Source organism: Streptomyces sp. SX-6, from assembly GCF_059089585.1.
In genome coordinates this window covers 63,826-78,748 of sequence record NZ_JBTHHU010000030.1, presented here as the reverse complement: position 1 = coordinate 78,748, position 14,923 = coordinate 63,826, and the positions used below count along the sequence as shown (strand labels likewise).

Annotated in this window: 14 protein-coding genes and 1 tRNA gene; 5 read left to right on the top strand and 10 right to left on the bottom strand. The window is 68.0% G+C overall.

Annotated features, from left to right (window positions below):
- The first annotated feature begins 7 nt into the window (after positions 1–7).
- Positions 8–325 (top strand): chorismate mutase, encoded by a 318-nt coding sequence (locus ACV530_RS28505; RefSeq protein ID WP_494335507.1) that lies wholly within the window; start codon positions 8–10, stop codon positions 323–325.
- Between the two features lie 81 nt (positions 326–406).
- Here the strand turns inward: ACV530_RS28505 and ACV530_RS28500 are convergent, their stop codons facing one another.
- A complete protein-coding gene (locus tag ACV530_RS28500) occupies positions 407–961 on the bottom strand; it encodes a F0F1 ATP synthase subunit B (protein WP_494335506.1) in 555 nt (184 codons plus the stop codon).
- Between the two features lie 280 nt (positions 962–1,241).
- On the opposite strand from ACV530_RS28500, the gene ACV530_RS28495 reads away from it, so the two are divergent.
- A complete protein-coding gene (locus ACV530_RS28495) occupies positions 1,242–2,681 on the top strand; it encodes a lysine N(6)-hydroxylase/L-ornithine N(5)-oxygenase family protein (protein ID WP_494335505.1) in 1,440 nt (479 codons plus the stop codon).
- Here ACV530_RS28495 and ACV530_RS28490 read toward each other — a convergent pair.
- Positions 2,637–4,436, bottom strand: coding sequence for a bifunctional metallophosphatase/5'-nucleotidase (locus ACV530_RS28490; protein WP_494335504.1), 1,800 nt, complete (start codon positions 4,434–4,436; stop codon positions 2,637–2,639). The two genes, ACV530_RS28495 and ACV530_RS28490, sit on opposite strands and share 45 nt — an antisense overlap.
- 152 nt (positions 4,437–4,588) lie before the next feature.
- Between ACV530_RS28490 and ACV530_RS28485 the strand changes: the two genes are divergently transcribed.
- A complete protein-coding gene (locus ACV530_RS28485; RefSeq protein WP_494335503.1) occupies positions 4,589–5,290 on the top strand; it encodes an SIMPL domain-containing protein in 702 nt (233 codons plus the stop codon).
- Between the two features lie 155 nt (positions 5,291–5,445).
- The gene (gene pyk / locus ACV530_RS28480) at positions 5,446–6,882 is read left to right on the top strand and encodes a pyruvate kinase (RefSeq protein WP_494335502.1); all 1,437 of its coding nucleotides are present in this window, start codon (positions 5,446–5,448) and stop codon (positions 6,880–6,882) included.
- Between the two features lie 17 nt (positions 6,883–6,899).
- Here the strand turns inward: pyk and ACV530_RS28475 are convergent, their stop codons facing one another.
- Positions 6,900–7,688, bottom strand: a complete 789-nt coding sequence (locus ACV530_RS28475; protein WP_494335501.1) for a helix-turn-helix domain-containing protein — start codon at positions 7,686–7,688, stop codon at positions 6,900–6,902.
- A gap of 90 nt (positions 7,689–7,778) precedes the next feature.
- Positions 7,779–7,864 (bottom strand) — tRNA-Leu (locus ACV530_RS28470).
- Positions 7,865–7,953: 89 nt separating this feature from the next.
- Between ACV530_RS28470 and ACV530_RS28465 the strand changes: the two genes are divergently transcribed.
- On the top strand, positions 7,954–8,601 hold the full coding sequence (locus ACV530_RS28465; RefSeq protein WP_494335500.1) for an ANTAR domain-containing response regulator: 648 nt from the start codon (positions 7,954–7,956) through the stop codon (positions 8,599–8,601).
- Positions 8,602–8,656: 55 nt separating this feature from the next.
- On the opposite strand, the gene ACV530_RS28460 is transcribed toward ACV530_RS28465, so the two are convergent.
- The 6 genes from ACV530_RS28460 to ACV530_RS28435 form a co-directional block, all read right to left on the bottom strand.
- Entirely contained in the window at positions 8,657–9,373 is a 717-nt protein-coding gene (locus ACV530_RS28460) for an ABC transporter ATP-binding protein (protein ID WP_494335499.1), read from the bottom strand.
- On the bottom strand, positions 9,370–10,221 hold the full coding sequence (locus tag ACV530_RS28455; protein ID WP_494335498.1) for an ABC transporter ATP-binding protein: 852 nt from the start codon (positions 10,219–10,221) through the stop codon (positions 9,370–9,372). The genes ACV530_RS28460 and ACV530_RS28455 overlap by 4 nt, the downstream gene beginning before the upstream one ends.
- Entirely contained in the window at positions 10,218–12,029 is a 1,812-nt protein-coding gene (locus tag ACV530_RS28450; RefSeq protein WP_494335497.1) for a branched-chain amino acid ABC transporter permease, read from the bottom strand. Before ACV530_RS28450 ends, ACV530_RS28455 begins: the two co-directional genes overlap by 4 nt.
- 5 nt (positions 12,030–12,034) lie before the next feature.
- Positions 12,035–12,964 (bottom strand): branched-chain amino acid ABC transporter permease, encoded by a 930-nt coding sequence (locus tag ACV530_RS28445; RefSeq protein ID WP_494335496.1) that lies wholly within the window; start codon positions 12,962–12,964, stop codon positions 12,035–12,037.
- Between the two features lie 79 nt (positions 12,965–13,043).
- Entirely contained in the window at positions 13,044–14,279 is a 1,236-nt protein-coding gene (locus tag ACV530_RS28440; protein WP_494335495.1) for a branched-chain amino acid ABC transporter substrate-binding protein, read from the bottom strand.
- Between the two features lie 187 nt (positions 14,280–14,466).
- Entirely contained in the window at positions 14,467–14,898 is a 432-nt protein-coding gene (locus ACV530_RS28435; protein ID WP_494335494.1) for a hypothetical protein, read from the bottom strand.
- Positions 14,899–14,923: the final 25 nt, after the last annotated feature.

The following is a 14,923-nucleotide window of genomic DNA, read 5'->3' as shown; positions in this document are numbered from 1 at the left end:
GGTCAGCATGAAGGACAGCACCAATCCCGGGGCCGACGACGCGGCCGTCCAGGCCGAGCTCCTCCGCCTGCGCGACAGCATCGACAACATCGACGCGGCCGTCATCCACATGCTCGCCGAACGCTTCAAGTGCACCCAGCAGGTCGGCCATCTCAAGGCCGCCCACAAAATGCCACCTGCCGACCCCGGCCGCGAGGCCCGCCAGATCGCCCGGCTGCGCGACCTCGCCGAGAACGCCAAGCTCGACCCGGCCTTCGCCGAGAAGTTCCTGAACTTCATCATCGCCGAGGTCATCCGCCACCACGAGACCATCGCCCGGGCCTAGGCACGTCATGACAAAGGCGCCCGCTCCCTTCCGGGAACGGGCGCCGGGGCCCAATGCTCTGCTGTCTGCTGTCCGCGCGGATCAGCCGCGCTTGTCCTCCACCGCGTCCGACGCCTTCGCCGTCCGCAGGTCCTCGAGGAAGCGGTCGACGACGCCGCTCTCGCGCACGTGGTCCTCGACCGGCTCGCCGACGATCCGGCCCGCCAGCTCCGTGGCCAGCTTGCCGACCTGCTCGCGCAGTTCGGCCTCCGCGACCGCACGCTCCGCGTCGATCACGGCGTGGCCCGCGGAGATGATCTCCTCGCGCTGGCGCTGGCCCTCGGCCCGCAGATCCGCGATGATCGCGTTGCCCTGCTCGACCGACTCCTGCCGCAGCCGCGCCGCCTCGTGCCGCGCGTCGGCCAGCAGCGCCTGGTACTCGGCGTGGACCCGCTCCGCCTCGGCGCGCGTCTCCTCCGCCGACTCGAACGTGCCCTCGGTGGCCCGCTCACGCTCGGCGAGGACCTTGTTGATCTTGGGCAGGATCCCCTTCGCCATCACGATGAAGACGATGAAGAAGAGCACGAAGCCCATCACGAGGGGGGCGGGTTCGGGCTTCAGCGGTCCGAAGTCGATAGCGAGGTTCATCATGGCCATGGTGTGCAGGGTAGTCGAAGACGCCCCCCGGCTCTGCCGCGCACCCCGTCCATGCCCCCGCCACGCCCCCTCGGGGAGCCCGGCCGGGCCGCGCGACCGGGCAGGTACCACCATCGGGCGAACCCCATCCCACCGGACGTCACTGATCGGATACAGCCGGTAGCTTGAGTCGGCCGCCGGGCGCCCGGGGCGCCAGGGGGTCCCTGCCGGGATCCTCCAGGGCAGCCGGGTGCCGTTCGCCTCGAACATACATTCGGACTCGTGGAAGGTCGCACACCGCATGACCAACCCCCCCAGCCCCACCAACGCCCCCGACCGCCCACTCGACCTCGCAGGCATCGGCATCGGCCCCTTCAACCTCTCCCTCGCGGCCCTCGCCCACCCCCTCGCCGACCTCCACACCGCCTTCTACGACGAGAACCACACCTTCAACTGGCACCCCGGCCTCCTCATCGACGGCACCACCCTCCAGGTCCCCTTCCTCGCCGACCTCGTCTCCCTCGCCGACCCCGCCAGCCCCTGGACCTTCCTCAACTACCTCAAGTCCCGAGACCGCCTCTACCCCTTCTATTTCTCCGGGCGCTTCCACATCCAGCGCGCCGAATACGACGCCTACTGCCGCTGGGTCAGCCTCAACCTCTCCGGCCTCCACTTCGGCCACCACATCGACGCCATCCGCTGGAACCCCGAGCGCGTCCTCTTCGAGATCGACTACACCCAGCTCGACCCCGACGGCGAGGCCGAAGCCCTCGGCCGCGCCTACGCCCGCAACCTCGTCCTCGGCGTCGGCACCACCCCCCACATCCCCGAACCCCTGCGCCCCCTCGCCGAGGCCCCCGGCGTCCCCGTGATCCACTCCGCCGACTACCTCGCGCACCGCGCCGAGCTCCTCGCCGCCGACCACATCACCGTCATCGGATCGGGACAGTCCGGCGCCGAGGTCTTCCTCGACCTCCTGCGCCACCGCCCCACCGGACGCGAAAAACTCCACTGGCTCGCCCGCACCCCCGCCTTCGCCCCCATGGAACGCAGCAGGCTCGGCCTCGAACACTTCACCCCCGACTACACCAACTACTTCCACTCCCTCCCCGAACCCGTACGCGACCAACTCCTGCCCCAGCAATGGCAACTCCACAAGGGCATCGACCCCGACACCATCACCGCCATCCACGACGAGCTCTACCGCCGCAGCCTCCACGGTGACTGGCCCGACACCACCCTCACCCCGGGAGTCTTCGTACGCACCGCCGGACGCGTCGGCACCACCCGCGTCGAACTCCACCTCGAGCACGCCCCCCAAGGCGCCCGCTCCCGCCTCACCACCGACGCCGTCGTCCTCGCCACCGGCTACCGCGAACGCCGCGTCGACACCCTCCTCGCCGCCCTCGACCCCTACATCCGCCGCGACTCCTCCGGCCGGCCCCGCATCGACCGGCACCACCGCCTCGTCCTCGACCCCCTCGTCCAGGGCGCCATCCACGTCCAGAACGCCGAAACCCACACCCACGGCGTCGGCACCCCCGACCTCGGCCTCACCGCCTGGCGCAGCGCCACCATCCTCAACACCATCACCGGCACCACCCACTACGCCCTGCCCCAGCGCACCGCCTTCACCACCTTCGGCCTGGAGCCACGGAACTCCGCACCGCGGCCCCACGCCACCTCACACACCGCCTCAGAACAGCGGCACACCATCCCGCGTCAACTTCCAGTCCACTGACGACAGACGCCCCACATCGATCGTCCGCTCCGACCGCACCCAGCCGATGATCGTGTTCCGGATCTCCTCCGAATTCGCCCACAACTGCTGCGCCCGGGCCACGTGCGGGAAGTTCCCCCCGCCGCTGGCCCGGTAGTTGTTCACGGCCAGAACGAACCGCGCCCCGTCGTCCAGCGGCTTGCCCTCGAACCGCAGATTCGCGATCCGCCGACCCGGCTCCTTCGCGATGTCGATCTCGTACGAAAGACCGCTCACGACGTCATAGTTGAAGTCCGGGATCTTCTCGGCATTCGTCAGCTTCGCCGGATCGACGGGAGCACCGGCCGGCGTACGGACGTAATACCGGGCCGAGTGCTCGAGATACGCCCGCACCTGCGCACCCGTCAACAGCCGCGCCTCCAGCGTGTTCTCGAACGGATACAGCCCCGCCACCTGGCGCACCGAAACCTCACCCGCCGGCACCGCCGCCGTACGAGAGAAGCACGACGCCTGCGACAGCACCGGCAACGACGCGTACGCCGTACCCGCCAATGCCGCCTTCACCGTCCGCGCCTGCACCATGTTGATGAAACGCAGAATCGGCGTGTCCTTGTACGGAGCCTCCGCCGAGCTCATCGCCGCCGTCGACGAACCGATCCGCTCGTTCACATACGCCACCACCTTCCGGTGCTGGTCCCGCACCAGACGCGTGATCGCCGGATCCTCGGGCACCGTGTTCGAGTTCAGCACCTTCGCCGACACCGACTCCACCTGCCAGCAGCCCCGGCCCCACACCAGATCGAAGTCGAACACCGTCAGCCGCTGCCCGAACTTCAGCGGCTCCGACAACACCACCGGCTTGCCCGACTTCTTGTTCGTCACCCGGTACTCGGGTATCTCCACATGCGCGTGGCCCACCAGAATCGCGTCGATACCGGGCACCCGCTCCGCCACCAACGCCGCCGCGTTCTCCACGTACGGCAGCGCGTCACCGTACGACGACGAACCGTCCGCCCCCGAATGCGCCGCCACGATCACCACGTCCGCACCCATCGACCGCAGCTTCGGCACCCACTTCGCCGCCTGCTCCTCCAGGCCCGGGAACACCATCTTCCCGTGGACGTTCGCCTTGTCCCAGATCGCGATCCCCGGATTCGTCAACCCCAGGACCGCCACCCGCACATCACGACCGTACGGAGTGCGTACCCGCTTCATCACATACGGCCGGAACGCCGGACGCAACGTCTTCGCGTCGAGCGCATTCGCCGCCAGCAACGGGAAGTGGCACTGCTGCTCGAACTTCCGCAGCACCGGAATGCCGTAATTGAACTCGTGGTTGCCCACCGCCGCCGCGTCATAGCCCATGGCGTTCATCGCCTTCGCCATCGGATGCACCGGACCATGCGCATGCGTGATCGGCTCCACACGGGCGTAGTAATACGCCAGCTGCGTCCCCTGAATCGTGTCACCCGCGTCGATGAGAAGAGTGTTGCGGCGCCCCTTCTCCTTGCGGACGTGATTCACCAGCGTCGAAACCTTCGCCAGACCCACGTCGTTGTGCGCCTTGTCCTGGAACTTCGCGTCCGTGAAATAGTCCCAGTCGAAGACATTGCCGTGCAGGTCCGTCGTCCCCATCACGGTGAGCGAGTACCGCCGCTTCTTCCGGTGCCCCTCCGGCGCCGCCACCGCGGGGGACGCGCCGATCGCGCCCGTCAGCGCCACCCCCGCGCCCGTCGCAGCCGTACGCCCCAGAAACTTCCTGCGGTTGAGCGCCATCTACGCTTCCCCATCCCTGATCACACAACGGCCGGGCCACCACGGCCCGGCACCAACGCGCGTAGATTCTGACCTCACCCGCCGCCCTCGCGACACCCTTCCAAGGTTGCGATCCGGTGACCGAAACGACATGACTGCCCCATGCTTGCTCCATGACGACACCCGACGACCGCCCACCCCTGCCCTACGGCACCCCCGACGCACCCCGCATCGCCGTACAGGGCCAGGCCCGCATCGAGGTCGACCCCGAGATCGCCCACCTCGGCGTCACCCTCACCGCCCGCGGCACCGACCGCCGCAAAACCCTCGACGACCTCACCCGCCGCAACAACCACGCACTCGATCTCATCAAGGCCCACGGCGAAGCCGTCGAAAAACTCGAGACCGGTGCCTTCACCATCACCCCCCAACTCAACGAAAAAGGCCGCCACGAGCGCATCCGCTCCTACCGCGGCCACGTCCACATCACGGCCACACTCACCGACTTCACCGTCCTCGGCGAACTCACCACCCGCCTCGCCGACCTCGAACTCACCCGCGTCGACGGCCCCTGGTGGGGACTGCGCCCCGACTCGTCCGTCCACCGCGAAGCCCGCCGCCAGGCCGTGCACGACGCCGTCCAGCGCGCCCGCGAATACGCCGACGCCCTCGGCTCCCGCCTGGTCGCCCTCCTCGAACTCGCCGACACGGAAGCGGATCAGACCCCGCTCGCCGTCGCGCCCGCCGGCGGCATGATGCGCGCCGCCGCGTACGGCGGAGCGGCGGGCGCCCCCGCGCTCGACCTCGAACCCCAGCGCCAGATCGTCCACGCCCACGTCAACGCCCGTCTCACCATCACCCCTCCGGTGCTGTGAGACAGGCGGATGACAGGCGGACGGGGGCACTCCGAGTGCTCATCGGAGCGCCCCCGTGCACGTTTCACTAGTTGTCAACAAGCTTTTACCCAAAGGACGTTGGGCGGTGGCAGTCGGCCAATCCTCTACCCGGTAGTAGCCCATATGGTCGTGGCATGCGCCGAGCGAAAATCGTCTGCACTCTTGGGCCCGCCACCGACTCGTACGAGCAGATCAAGGCACTCGTCGAAGCCGGTATGGACGTCGCCCGCTTCAACCTCAGCCACGGCACGTACGCCGACCACGAGGCGCGTTACCGTCGGGTGCGGAAGGCTGCGGAGGAAACCGGTCGCAGCGTCGGCATCCTCGCCGACCTTCAAGGCCCGAAGATCCGCCTCGGGCGCTTCCGTGAGGGCCCCGTACTCCTTGAACGCGACGACGAGTTCACCATCACCGTCGAGGACGTGCTCGGCGACCGCCACCACTGCGGCACCACGTACGGCGGCCTCGCCGCCGACGTGTGCGCGGGCGAACGCATCCTCGTCGACGACGGCCGCGTCTGCCTCGAGGTCACTGGCGTCGACGGCCCCCGGGTACGGACCACCGTCATCGAAGGCGGCATGGTCTCCGACCACAAGGGCCTCAACCTGCCGGGCGTCGCCGTCTCCGTCCCCGCGCTCTCCGAGAAGGACGTCGACGACCTGAGGTGGGCGCTGCGGATCGGCGCCGACGTCATCGCGTTGTCGTTCGTGCGAACGGCGAAGGACATCGACGACGTTCACCGGGTGATGGACGAGGAAGGGCGCCGGCTGCCCGTCATCGCCAAGGTCGAGAAGCCGCAGGCCGTCGAGAACCTCGACGAGATCATCCTCGCCTTCGACGGCATCATGGTCGCGCGCGGCGACCTGGGCGTCGAAATGCCGCTGGAAACGGTCCCGATCGTGCAGAAGAGGGCCATCAAGTCGGCCAAGCGCAATGCGAAGCCGGTCATTGTCGCCACGCAGATGCTCGACTCGATGATCGACGCGTCCCGTCCCACACGGGCCGAGGCGTCCGACGTCGCCAACGCCGTCATCGACGGGACGGACGCGGTGATGCTGTCCGGCGAGACGAGCGTCGGCAAGCATCCGGTCGAGACGGTGAAGACGATGGACCGCATCGTGCGGGCCGCGGAGGAGGACGTCCTGGCGAAGGGGCTGCCCCCGCTGACGGAGCGGAGCAAGCCGCGTACGCAAGGCGGTGCGGTGGCGCGTGCCGCGGCCGAGATGGGCGACTTCCTCGGGGCGAAGTTCCTCGTCGCGTTCACTCAATCCGGTGACACGGTACGGAGGTTGTCGCGGTACCGTTCCCCGATCCCGCTCCTGGCGTTCACCCCGGAGCCGGGGACGCGGGCAATGCTCAACCTGACGTGGGGCGTTGAGACCTTCCTCGGGCCGATGGTGCAGACGACCGATGAGATGGTCGACCAGGTCGATGAGTACCTGCTGCGGATCGGGCGATGTCGCAAGGGAGACATGGTCATCATCACGGCCGGATCACCCCCCGGGACGCCGGGCTCCACGAACCTGGTGCGGGTGCACCATGTCGGGGAGGACGATGCGCCTCGGGGGTGAGGGTGAGCCGGGGGTGTTCAGTACTTCGGGCCGATGTGGGTGTCCATGAGCGCTACGGACGCGCGGCGGGCGATGGAGATGTTGAAAGGGTCGCTGCCGCGGGCGAGGGTACTCCACTCGACGCTCACCTTGGTGAGGGTGTCCGTGAAGAGCTTCCGGATGTCATCCGACTTGTTGCTGAAGAAGTACCTCGGGTACTCGTAGCGCTTGCGCTCACCGTTCACGACTTTGGTCGTCCAGTTGGTGATCCGGCAGCCGTCGGAGTGGATGAGCCCGCGTATGAAGTCCCAGGGGTGTGCATCCACTACTTGCTGCTGCCAGGGCTCGAGGGTGATCGTTCGTTCATGCTTCTTCCCGGGGCCGTGTTGCGGGAACATGCACCACAGATGCTTGGAGTAGATCTTCACGTTGTGGCAGCCGGTGCTCCGGACTCGGCACACGGAGTTGTCGGGGAAGACCGCGCGCATCGCCGCTTCGCATGCATCCATCAGCCCGGGCCATGCGTTGTCGCATGTGACCATGAGGCTGGGTACTCGGTGTTGAGCGCACTGGATGATGTGGCCGTCGCCCAGGTACAGGCCTAGCAGGTATGAGTACGCAGGCTCGTCGAGCGCACCGCCATCGCATCGTGGGCACTTTGGGGTGTGGGGGCCGGGACACTCCCCGCGTTTGGAACGGTCCATATGCAGCCAGTAGCTAACTGTGCCCACAGGCACCTGGAGCCGTCGTGCCACCTCGGCGTTTGCCAGCCCCGAGCGGAGTAGATCGAGTGCCTTCTGGCGGACCTCGCTGCCGTGAAACTTCATGACGTCACTGTCGGCGATGAAGTGTGCTCAGACTGTGAAGGCTTATGAAATTCACGAGAAGGGGAAGCTCCGCTTTGCGGAGGTTGTGGGTGCCCGGTGTGGGATTCGAACCCACATGCCCGAAAGGGCACGAGTGTTTGAGACTCGCGTGTCTAACCTAGTTCCACCAACCGGGCCGGTTGCTGGTCACACCATACCGTGTACATGTCGCGGCCCGCTGCTAGGTAGGCTGCTAAGGCCCCAGCCCGGAACGGAACGGAGACCCGTGAGCGCCGCCGAGCCCAATCAGCCCGTCGACGACGAGCCGCAGCACACCCCTCCGCACACCACCCGTGTCGTGATCGCCGAGGACGAGGCGCTGATCCGTCTCGATCTCAAGGAGATGCTCGAAGAAGAGGGCTACTCCGTCGTGGGCGAGGCGGGCGACGGTGAGACGGCGGTTGCGCTCGCGCGTGAGCACCGTCCGGATCTGGTGATCCTCGACGTGAAGATGCCGGTCCTGGACGGCATCTCCGCGGCCGAGCGGATCGCGGCGGACTCGATCGCCCCGGTCCTGATGCTCACCGCGTTCTCGCAGCGCGAGCTCGTCGAGCGCGCTCGTGACGCCGGCGCGATGGCGTACCTCGTGAAGCCGTTCAGCAAGAGCGACGTCGTGCCGGCGATCGAGATGGCCGTGTCCCGGTTCACGGAGCTGAAGGCGCTGGAGAAGGAGGTCGCCGACCTCTCGCAGCGGCTGGAGACGCGCAAGTTGGTGGACCGGGCGAAGAGCGTTCTGCAGACGCAGTACGGGCTGACCGAGCCGGCCGCGTTCCGGTGGATCCAGAAGACGTCGATGGACCGCCGGATGTCCATGCAGCAGGTGGCCGAGGCGGTCATCGAGGATGCGCAGGAGAAGAAGGCGCAGGGGCAGTAACGACGCACAGCGAAGGGGCTCGTACCGGCATCGGCCGGTACGAGCCCCTTCGCGTTCAGTCCTCGCCGAGGTACGCCTTGCGCACCGACTCGTCGTGGAGGAGTTCCGCACCCGTGCCGGAGAGGACGATGCGGCCGGTCTCCATGACGTGGCCGCGGTCGGCGAGGGTGAGGGCGGCCTGGGCGTTCTGCTCGACGAGCAGGATGGTCGTGCCGGAGGCCTTCAACTCCGTGATGGTGCTCATGATCTTCTGCATCATGATCGGCGAGAGGCCCATCGACGGCTCGTCGAGCATGAGGAGCTTGGGGCGGGACATGAGGGCGCGGCCCATGGCGAGCATTTGCTGTTCGCCGCCGGAGAGCGTGCCGGCCGGTTGTTTGGCGCGTTCGCCGAGGATGGGGAAGAGGTCGTAGGCGCGTTGCATGTCCTGGGCGATGCCCTGGGTGTCCTTGCGGAGGAACGCGCCGAGCTGGAGGTTCTCGGTGATGGTGAGGCGGGGGAAGATGTGGCGGCCTTCGGGGGAGTGGGCGAGGCCGAGGGCGACGATGCGGTGGGCGGGGATGCCGCGCAGGGGTTTGCCGTCGAAGCGGATGGTGCCGGCGAGGGGGGTGAGGAGGCCGGAGAGGGTGCGGAGGGTGGTGGTCTTTCCGGCGCCGTTGGTGCCGATGAGGGTGACGACCTGTCCCTGTTCGACGGTGAAGGTGATGCCTTTGACGGCTTCGATCTTGCCGTAGGCGACGCGGAGGTTGGCGACTTCGAGCAGGGCGGTCATCGGGTCTCGTCCTCCCCCGCGTGGGCTTCGGCTGCTTCGACTTCGGCGACTTCGTCCTCGCCGGGGGCGCCTTCGAAGGGGGTGCCGAGGTAGGCGGCGATGACGCGTTCGTCGCTCTGGACGGTGTCGGGGGTGCCTTCGACGAGCTTCTCGCCCTGGACGAGGACGGCGACGTGGTCGCAGAGGTTGAAGATGAAGCGCATGTCGTGCTCGATGACGAGGACGGCGATGCCCTGGTCGCGGATGGCGAGGACCAGTTCTTCGGTGGTGCGGGTCTCCTGGGGGTTCATGCCGGCGGTGGGTTCGTCGAGGAGCAGGAGGCCGGGGTCGCTGGCGAGGGCGCGGGCGATCTCGAGCTTGCGCTGTTCGCCGTAGGGGAGGTTGCGGGCGAGGTGGTCGGCCTTGGCGGCGAGGCCGGTGAACTCGAGGAGTTCCCTGGCGCGTTGGGTGGAGGTGGTTTCGGCGCGGTGGAAGGCGGGGGTGCGCAGGAGGGCGGAGAGGAGGCCTTCCTTGGTGCGGCTGTGGCGGCCGACGAGGACGTTTTCGAGGACGGTCATGTTGGCGAAGAGGCGGATGTTCTGGAAGGTGCGGGCGACGCCTGCCTGGGTGACGAGGTGGGGTTTGGCGGGCAGGCGGTTGCCCTGGTAGGTGACGGTGCCTTCGGTGGGGGTGTAGAGGCCGGTGAGGCAGTTGAAGAAGGTGGTTTTTCCGGCGCCGTTGGGGCCGATGAGGCCGACGATCTGGCCCTGGCCGACGGTGAGGTCGACGGCGCGTACGGCGGTGAGACCGCCGAAGCGCATGGTGACGCCGGTGGCGGCGAGGACGGGGGTGGTTGTCATCGTGGTCATGCCTCCGCCCCGGTGGTCGCGGTGTCGTGGAACTCGAGCTGGCGGCGGCGGTTGGGGATGATGCCCTCGGGACGGAAGCGCATCAGGATGATCAAGGCCGCGCCGAAGGCCAGGAGTTGGTAGTCCTGGAGGAACTGGAGCTTGGCGGGGATGAGGTAGAGCAGGGCCGCGCCCAGGAGCGGGCCGGTGATGGTGCCCATGCCGCCGAGGATGACAGCGGCGAGGAGGAAGGCGGAGTTGGGGGGTACGGGGCCGGCGAAGACGTAGCTCTCGGGCACGGTGGTGTGGATGACGTGGGCCTGTACGGTGCCGGCGAGTCCGGCGAGGGCGGCGCCGAGGGCGAAGGCGAGGAGCTTGAGGCGGAAGCCGTTGATGCCCATGGCGTTGGCCGCGGTTTCGTCCTCGCGGATGGCGACCCAGGCGCGGCCTATGCGGGAGTTGCTGGCGCGGCTGAAGACGAGGACGACGATGACGGTGAAGAGGAGCATCAGGAGGTAGTAGTTGGCGTAGGGGTTGAGGGTGATCCCGCCGAGGGAGTGGGAGTCCCCGAAGTCGTAGCCGAAGAGGTTGAGGTCGGGGATGTTGGGGATGCCGTTGGGGCCGTTGGTGAGGGATGGGCCGGAGGTGCCGTCGAGGTTGAGGGCCGTGATGCGGAAGATCTCGCCGAAGCCGAGCGTGACGATGGCGAGGTAGTCACCTCGTAGGCGCAGGGTGGGGGCGCCGATGACGACGCCGAAGGCGAGAGAGGCGGCGGCGCCGGTGAGGGCGGCGGCCCAGAAGGGGAAGTGGACGCCGAAGACGGAGGCGGTGGAGCCGGAGACGAGGGCGGCGGTGTAGGCGCCGACGCCGAGGAAGGCGACATAACCGAGGTCGAGGAGCCCGGCGAGGCCGACGACGACGTTGAGGCCGAGGGCGACGGTGGCGAAGATCAGGATGTTGACGATGATGAGGGTGTATTCGTCGGTGTCCTGGGTGAGGGGGAAGGCGGCGGCGGCGAGGAAGGCGATGGTGGTGGTGGCGCCCTGGTGCCGGGCGGTGAGGTCGGCGAGGCGGGTGAGGAGTCCGGCCTTGCGGAGTGCGGCGGCGGCGAAGCCGGTCAGGAGGAGGAAGCCGGTGAAGAGTTCGCCGTACGAGGTGCCGACACCGTAGGTGAGGACGGTGAGGCCGAGGCCGAACGAGGCGGCGATGACGAGGACTTCGGCCCAGGTGGGCAGGGGCCGGGCGGATGGCAGGGGCCGGTTGCTCCTGCCGGGCCGTACGGTGCGCACGATGCCGCGGATGACGGGCGAGCGGAGGAGCCCGGTCTCGGGGTAGGAGGCGGAGGTGCGGCGATCGATGGGGAGGGAGAGCGCGCTGAGGAGGGTGAGGAGGGAGGTGAGGGCGGCGAGGTAGCCGCCGGGTTCGAGGTTGACGATGCCGCCGAGTTGTTCGGCGATGGCGATGAGGGTGTACCACGTGGTGGCGAAGGTTCCGGCCGCGAGGAGGGCGGTGGCGGTGTGGCCGCCGGAGGGGTTGAGCCAGCGGAGGCCGGGGATGTCGCGGGTGGCGAGGGTGTGGAGCAGGGTGAGCAATGCACCGGTGAGGGTGAGGAGTTGGAGGCCGCCGGGGTAGCCGGTGATGGTGAGGTTGCCGGGGAAGGCGTCGGTCCAGGTCCAGGCGGTGAAGGTGGAGGCCGCGGTGAGGACGGCGGTGAGGGCGGTGAAGTCGCGGGCGAGGGAGAGCGGGAGGGGGATGACCGGGGTGGTTTCGATGGTGGCGTCGGCTGTGGTGTCGGCTGTGGTGCCGGCAGTGGTGTTCTGTGGGGTCATGGGTCTCACGCCCGATCCGCGACGCGTTCGCCGAGCAGGCCCTGTGGCCTGACGAGGAGGACGACGATGAGCAGGGCGAAGGCCCAGACGTCCTTCCAGCTTCCGCCGCCGAGTTGTTGCATCCCGGGGATGTCCTGGATGTAGGTGATGGCGGCCGTCTCGGCGATGCCGAGCACGACCCCGCCGAGCATGGCGCCGTAGATGTTGCCGATGCCGCCGAGGACGGCGGCGGTGAAGGCTTTGAGGCCGAGGATGAAGCCCATGTCGAAGCTGATCCGTCCGATGTGCAGTCCCTGGGCGACGGCGGCGACGGCGGCGAAGGCGCCGCCGATGGCGAAGGCGAGGACGATGATGCGGTCGGTGTTGATCCCCATGAGGCGGGCGGTGTCGGGGTCCTGTGCGGTGGCCTGCATGGCGCGTCCGGTGCGGCTCTTGGCGGTGAAGAAGCCGAGGGCGATCATGCACAGAGGGGCGGCGATGAAGATGAAGAGGTCGTCGCGCTGGATGTGGATGTTGCTCGCGAGTTCGAAGGCCTGGCCCTTGAAGTGGGGGAAGGTACGGGGCTTCTTGGTGTTGGGGTAGAAGGACCAGACGATCTGCTGGAGGGCGATGGACAGGCCGATGGCGGTGATGAGCGGGGCGAGACGGGGTGCGTCGCGCAGGGGCCGGTAGGCGAAGCGTTCGGCCGCGGTGGCGACGGCTACAGAGGCGATGATGCCGCCGAGGAGCATGAGGGGGAGGACGGCACCGAGCGGGGCATCGGGCAGCCAGAGGTGGATGGTGAGGGCGCCGAAGGCACCGATCATGACGATCTCGCCGTGGGCGAAGTTGATGAGCTGGACGATGCCGTAGACCATGGTGTAGCCGATGGCTATGAGGCCGTAGAGGGCCCCGAGGGCGAGTCCGCTGACCAGCGTTTGCGGCAGTTCGTGCACCGCATGCCTCCGATGGTGTCTCGGGCGGTGCACCGCGCGAGGGTGTGGTTCTCGCGCGGTACGCGCGGGTGGTGGGGACTCAGTCCTTGAAGGTGTCGCTCTTGACCGACTTCCACTGGTGGCCGACGACCTTGTAGACGGTCATCTGCTTGTTGGTGGTGTCGCCGTATTCGTCGAAGGAGACCTTGCCGGTGACGCCGTCGAAGGAGACCTTGGACATGGCGTCGAGGACCTTTTCGCGGGCGTTGGACGGGAGTTTGCCGTTGTTGTCCTCGACGGTCTTCTTGACGGCCTGGATGATGGCCCAGGCGGCGTCGTAGGAGTAGCCGCCGTAGGCGGCGTAGGGGTCCTTGTATCCGACGTCCTTGTAGTCCTGGACGAACTTCTTGGCGGAGGCGAGCTGTTCGACGGGGTAGCCGACGGAGGTGGCGAGGTCGCCGTCGTCGTCCTTGCCCGCTCCTTCGATGAAGGCGGGGTCGTAGATGCCGTCTCCGCCCATTTCGGGGATGCGGGCGCCGGCCTTCTTGGTCTGGCCGGAGAGCAGGCCGCCTTCGGGGTACTGGCCGCCGAAGTAGACGGAGTCGGCGCCGGAGTTCTTGATTTTGTTGGCGATGCCGGAGAAGTCGGTTTCCTTGGTGGTGAGGTGGTCGGTGCCGACGACCTGGCCGCCGAGGTGTTTGAATTCGCCGGAGAAGATGGTGGCGAGTCCGACGCCGTAGGCCAGTTGGTCGTCGACGACGAAGACCTTGCGTTTCTTGGCGTCGTTGTAGAGGTACTGGGCGGCGTAGCGGCCCTGGATGATGTCGGTGGTGGCGGTGCGGAAGTAGGTCTTGAAGGGGCGCTTCTTCTTGCCGGAGGCCCAGTCGTCGCCCTGGCTGAGGGCGGGGTTGGTGTTGGCGGGGGAGACCTGGGTGACGTTCGCCTTGGCGAAGTCGCGCTGCATGGACTGGCAGACGCCGGAGTTGAGGGGGCCGACCATGCCGAGGACGGATTTGTCGGCGACGAGTTTGGCGGCGTTCTGCTGGCCGGTGTTGGGGACGGCCTGGTCGTCGAGGGCTTCGACCTTGAAGGTGATGCCCTTGACCTCGTTGTTCTTGTTGGCGGTGCGGACGGCGAGGTCGACGGAGTTCTTGATGCCTTGGCCGAGGGCGGTGAGCGAGCCGGTGAGGGGGGAGTCGACGCCGATCACCACGGTGTCCTTGCTGCCGCCGTCACCCTTGTCACCCCCCTTGTCGTCGCGTGATCCGCAGGCGGTCAGGGTGAGGGCCGCGGCGGTGACGGCGGTGGTGAGGACGATCAGGGGACGGTGTCGCACGGTGAGTCCTTTCCCTGGCGCGGTGGCCCTGGTGAGGCGCCGCATGCTCGCCGGGCGAGGGGTGGGGTGCGGCGGTGCGGACGTGCGAACTGCCCGGCGGGTGGTGAATGGCCGTGACTCTAAGGGGTGGGCGACGAATCGGGGCAGAGGTGGCGGCCATGCTGTGACTGTCTTGTTATGACGCCGATCACAGTTTTGGTGAAGGTGTTGCGAGTGGTGCTGTGGGTGTGGGTGCGTGTTCTGCGCAGCAGGTGGCACCGTCCTCGGCGGCGCATCGCCGGGCTGCCTGACGGTGGATCAGTTTCCGCGCGGAGTCCGTGCCGTGCCGCTGTTCCTCGGCGCGCGCGGCCTCGACGATGTCGTCGTGGATGCGGGCCTGGGCGGTGGAGAGGCCTTTCTGCGCCCAGTCGAGTCCGGACCACTTCCCATGGGTGAGGGCCTGTTCGGCCCAGTACGCGACGAGGTCGGTGCATGTGCGGACGGCCGGGGCGACGGTGGGCCCGGCGTGGTGGTCACCGGCCGCGGTGTTGTCGCAGCCGGTGACGGCGAGTGCGGTGACGGTCAACAGGGCGGCCAGGGCGCCGAGTCGACGTACCGAGGTGGCGGGTGCGGCCCTCATGCCGGAACGTTAGGGCGGACCGGCG

What these genes read in the sequence shown, in the direction of transcription:
- ACV530_RS28505 (WP_494335507.1), top strand. Translation starts at nt 8, where the DNA reads ATGAAGGACAGCACCAATCCCGGGGCCGACGACGCGGCCGTCCAGGCC.
- ACV530_RS28500 (WP_494335506.1), bottom strand. Translation starts at nt 961, where the DNA reads ATGGCCATGATGAACCTCGCTATCGACTTCGGACCGCTGAAGCCCGAA.
- ACV530_RS28495 (WP_494335505.1), top strand. Translation starts at nt 1,242, where the DNA reads ATGACCAACCCCCCCAGCCCCACCAACGCCCCCGACCGCCCACTCGAC.
- ACV530_RS28490 (WP_494335504.1), bottom strand. Translation starts at nt 4,436, where the DNA reads ATGGCGCTCAACCGCAGGAAGTTTCTGGGGCGTACGGCTGCGACGGGC.
- ACV530_RS28485 (WP_494335503.1), top strand. Translation starts at nt 4,589, where the DNA reads ATGACGACACCCGACGACCGCCCACCCCTGCCCTACGGCACCCCCGAC.
- pyk (WP_494335502.1), top strand. Translation starts at nt 5,446, where the DNA reads ATGCGCCGAGCGAAAATCGTCTGCACTCTTGGGCCCGCCACCGACTCG.
- ACV530_RS28475 (WP_494335501.1), bottom strand. Translation starts at nt 7,688, where the DNA reads ATGAAGTTTCACGGCAGCGAGGTCCGCCAGAAGGCACTCGATCTACTC.
- ACV530_RS28460 (WP_494335499.1), bottom strand. Translation starts at nt 9,373, where the DNA reads ATGACCGCCCTGCTCGAAGTCGCCAACCTCCGCGTCGCCTACGGCAAG.
- ACV530_RS28455 (WP_494335498.1), bottom strand. Translation starts at nt 10,221, where the DNA reads ATGACCACGATGACAACCACCCCCGTCCTCGCCGCCACCGGCGTCACC.
- ACV530_RS28450 (WP_494335497.1), bottom strand. Translation starts at nt 12,029, where the DNA reads ATGACCCCACAGAACACCACTGCCGGCACCACAGCCGACACCACAGCC.
- ACV530_RS28435 (WP_494335494.1), bottom strand. Translation starts at nt 14,898, where the DNA reads ATGAGGGCCGCACCCGCCACCTCGGTACGTCGACTCGGCGCCCTGGCC.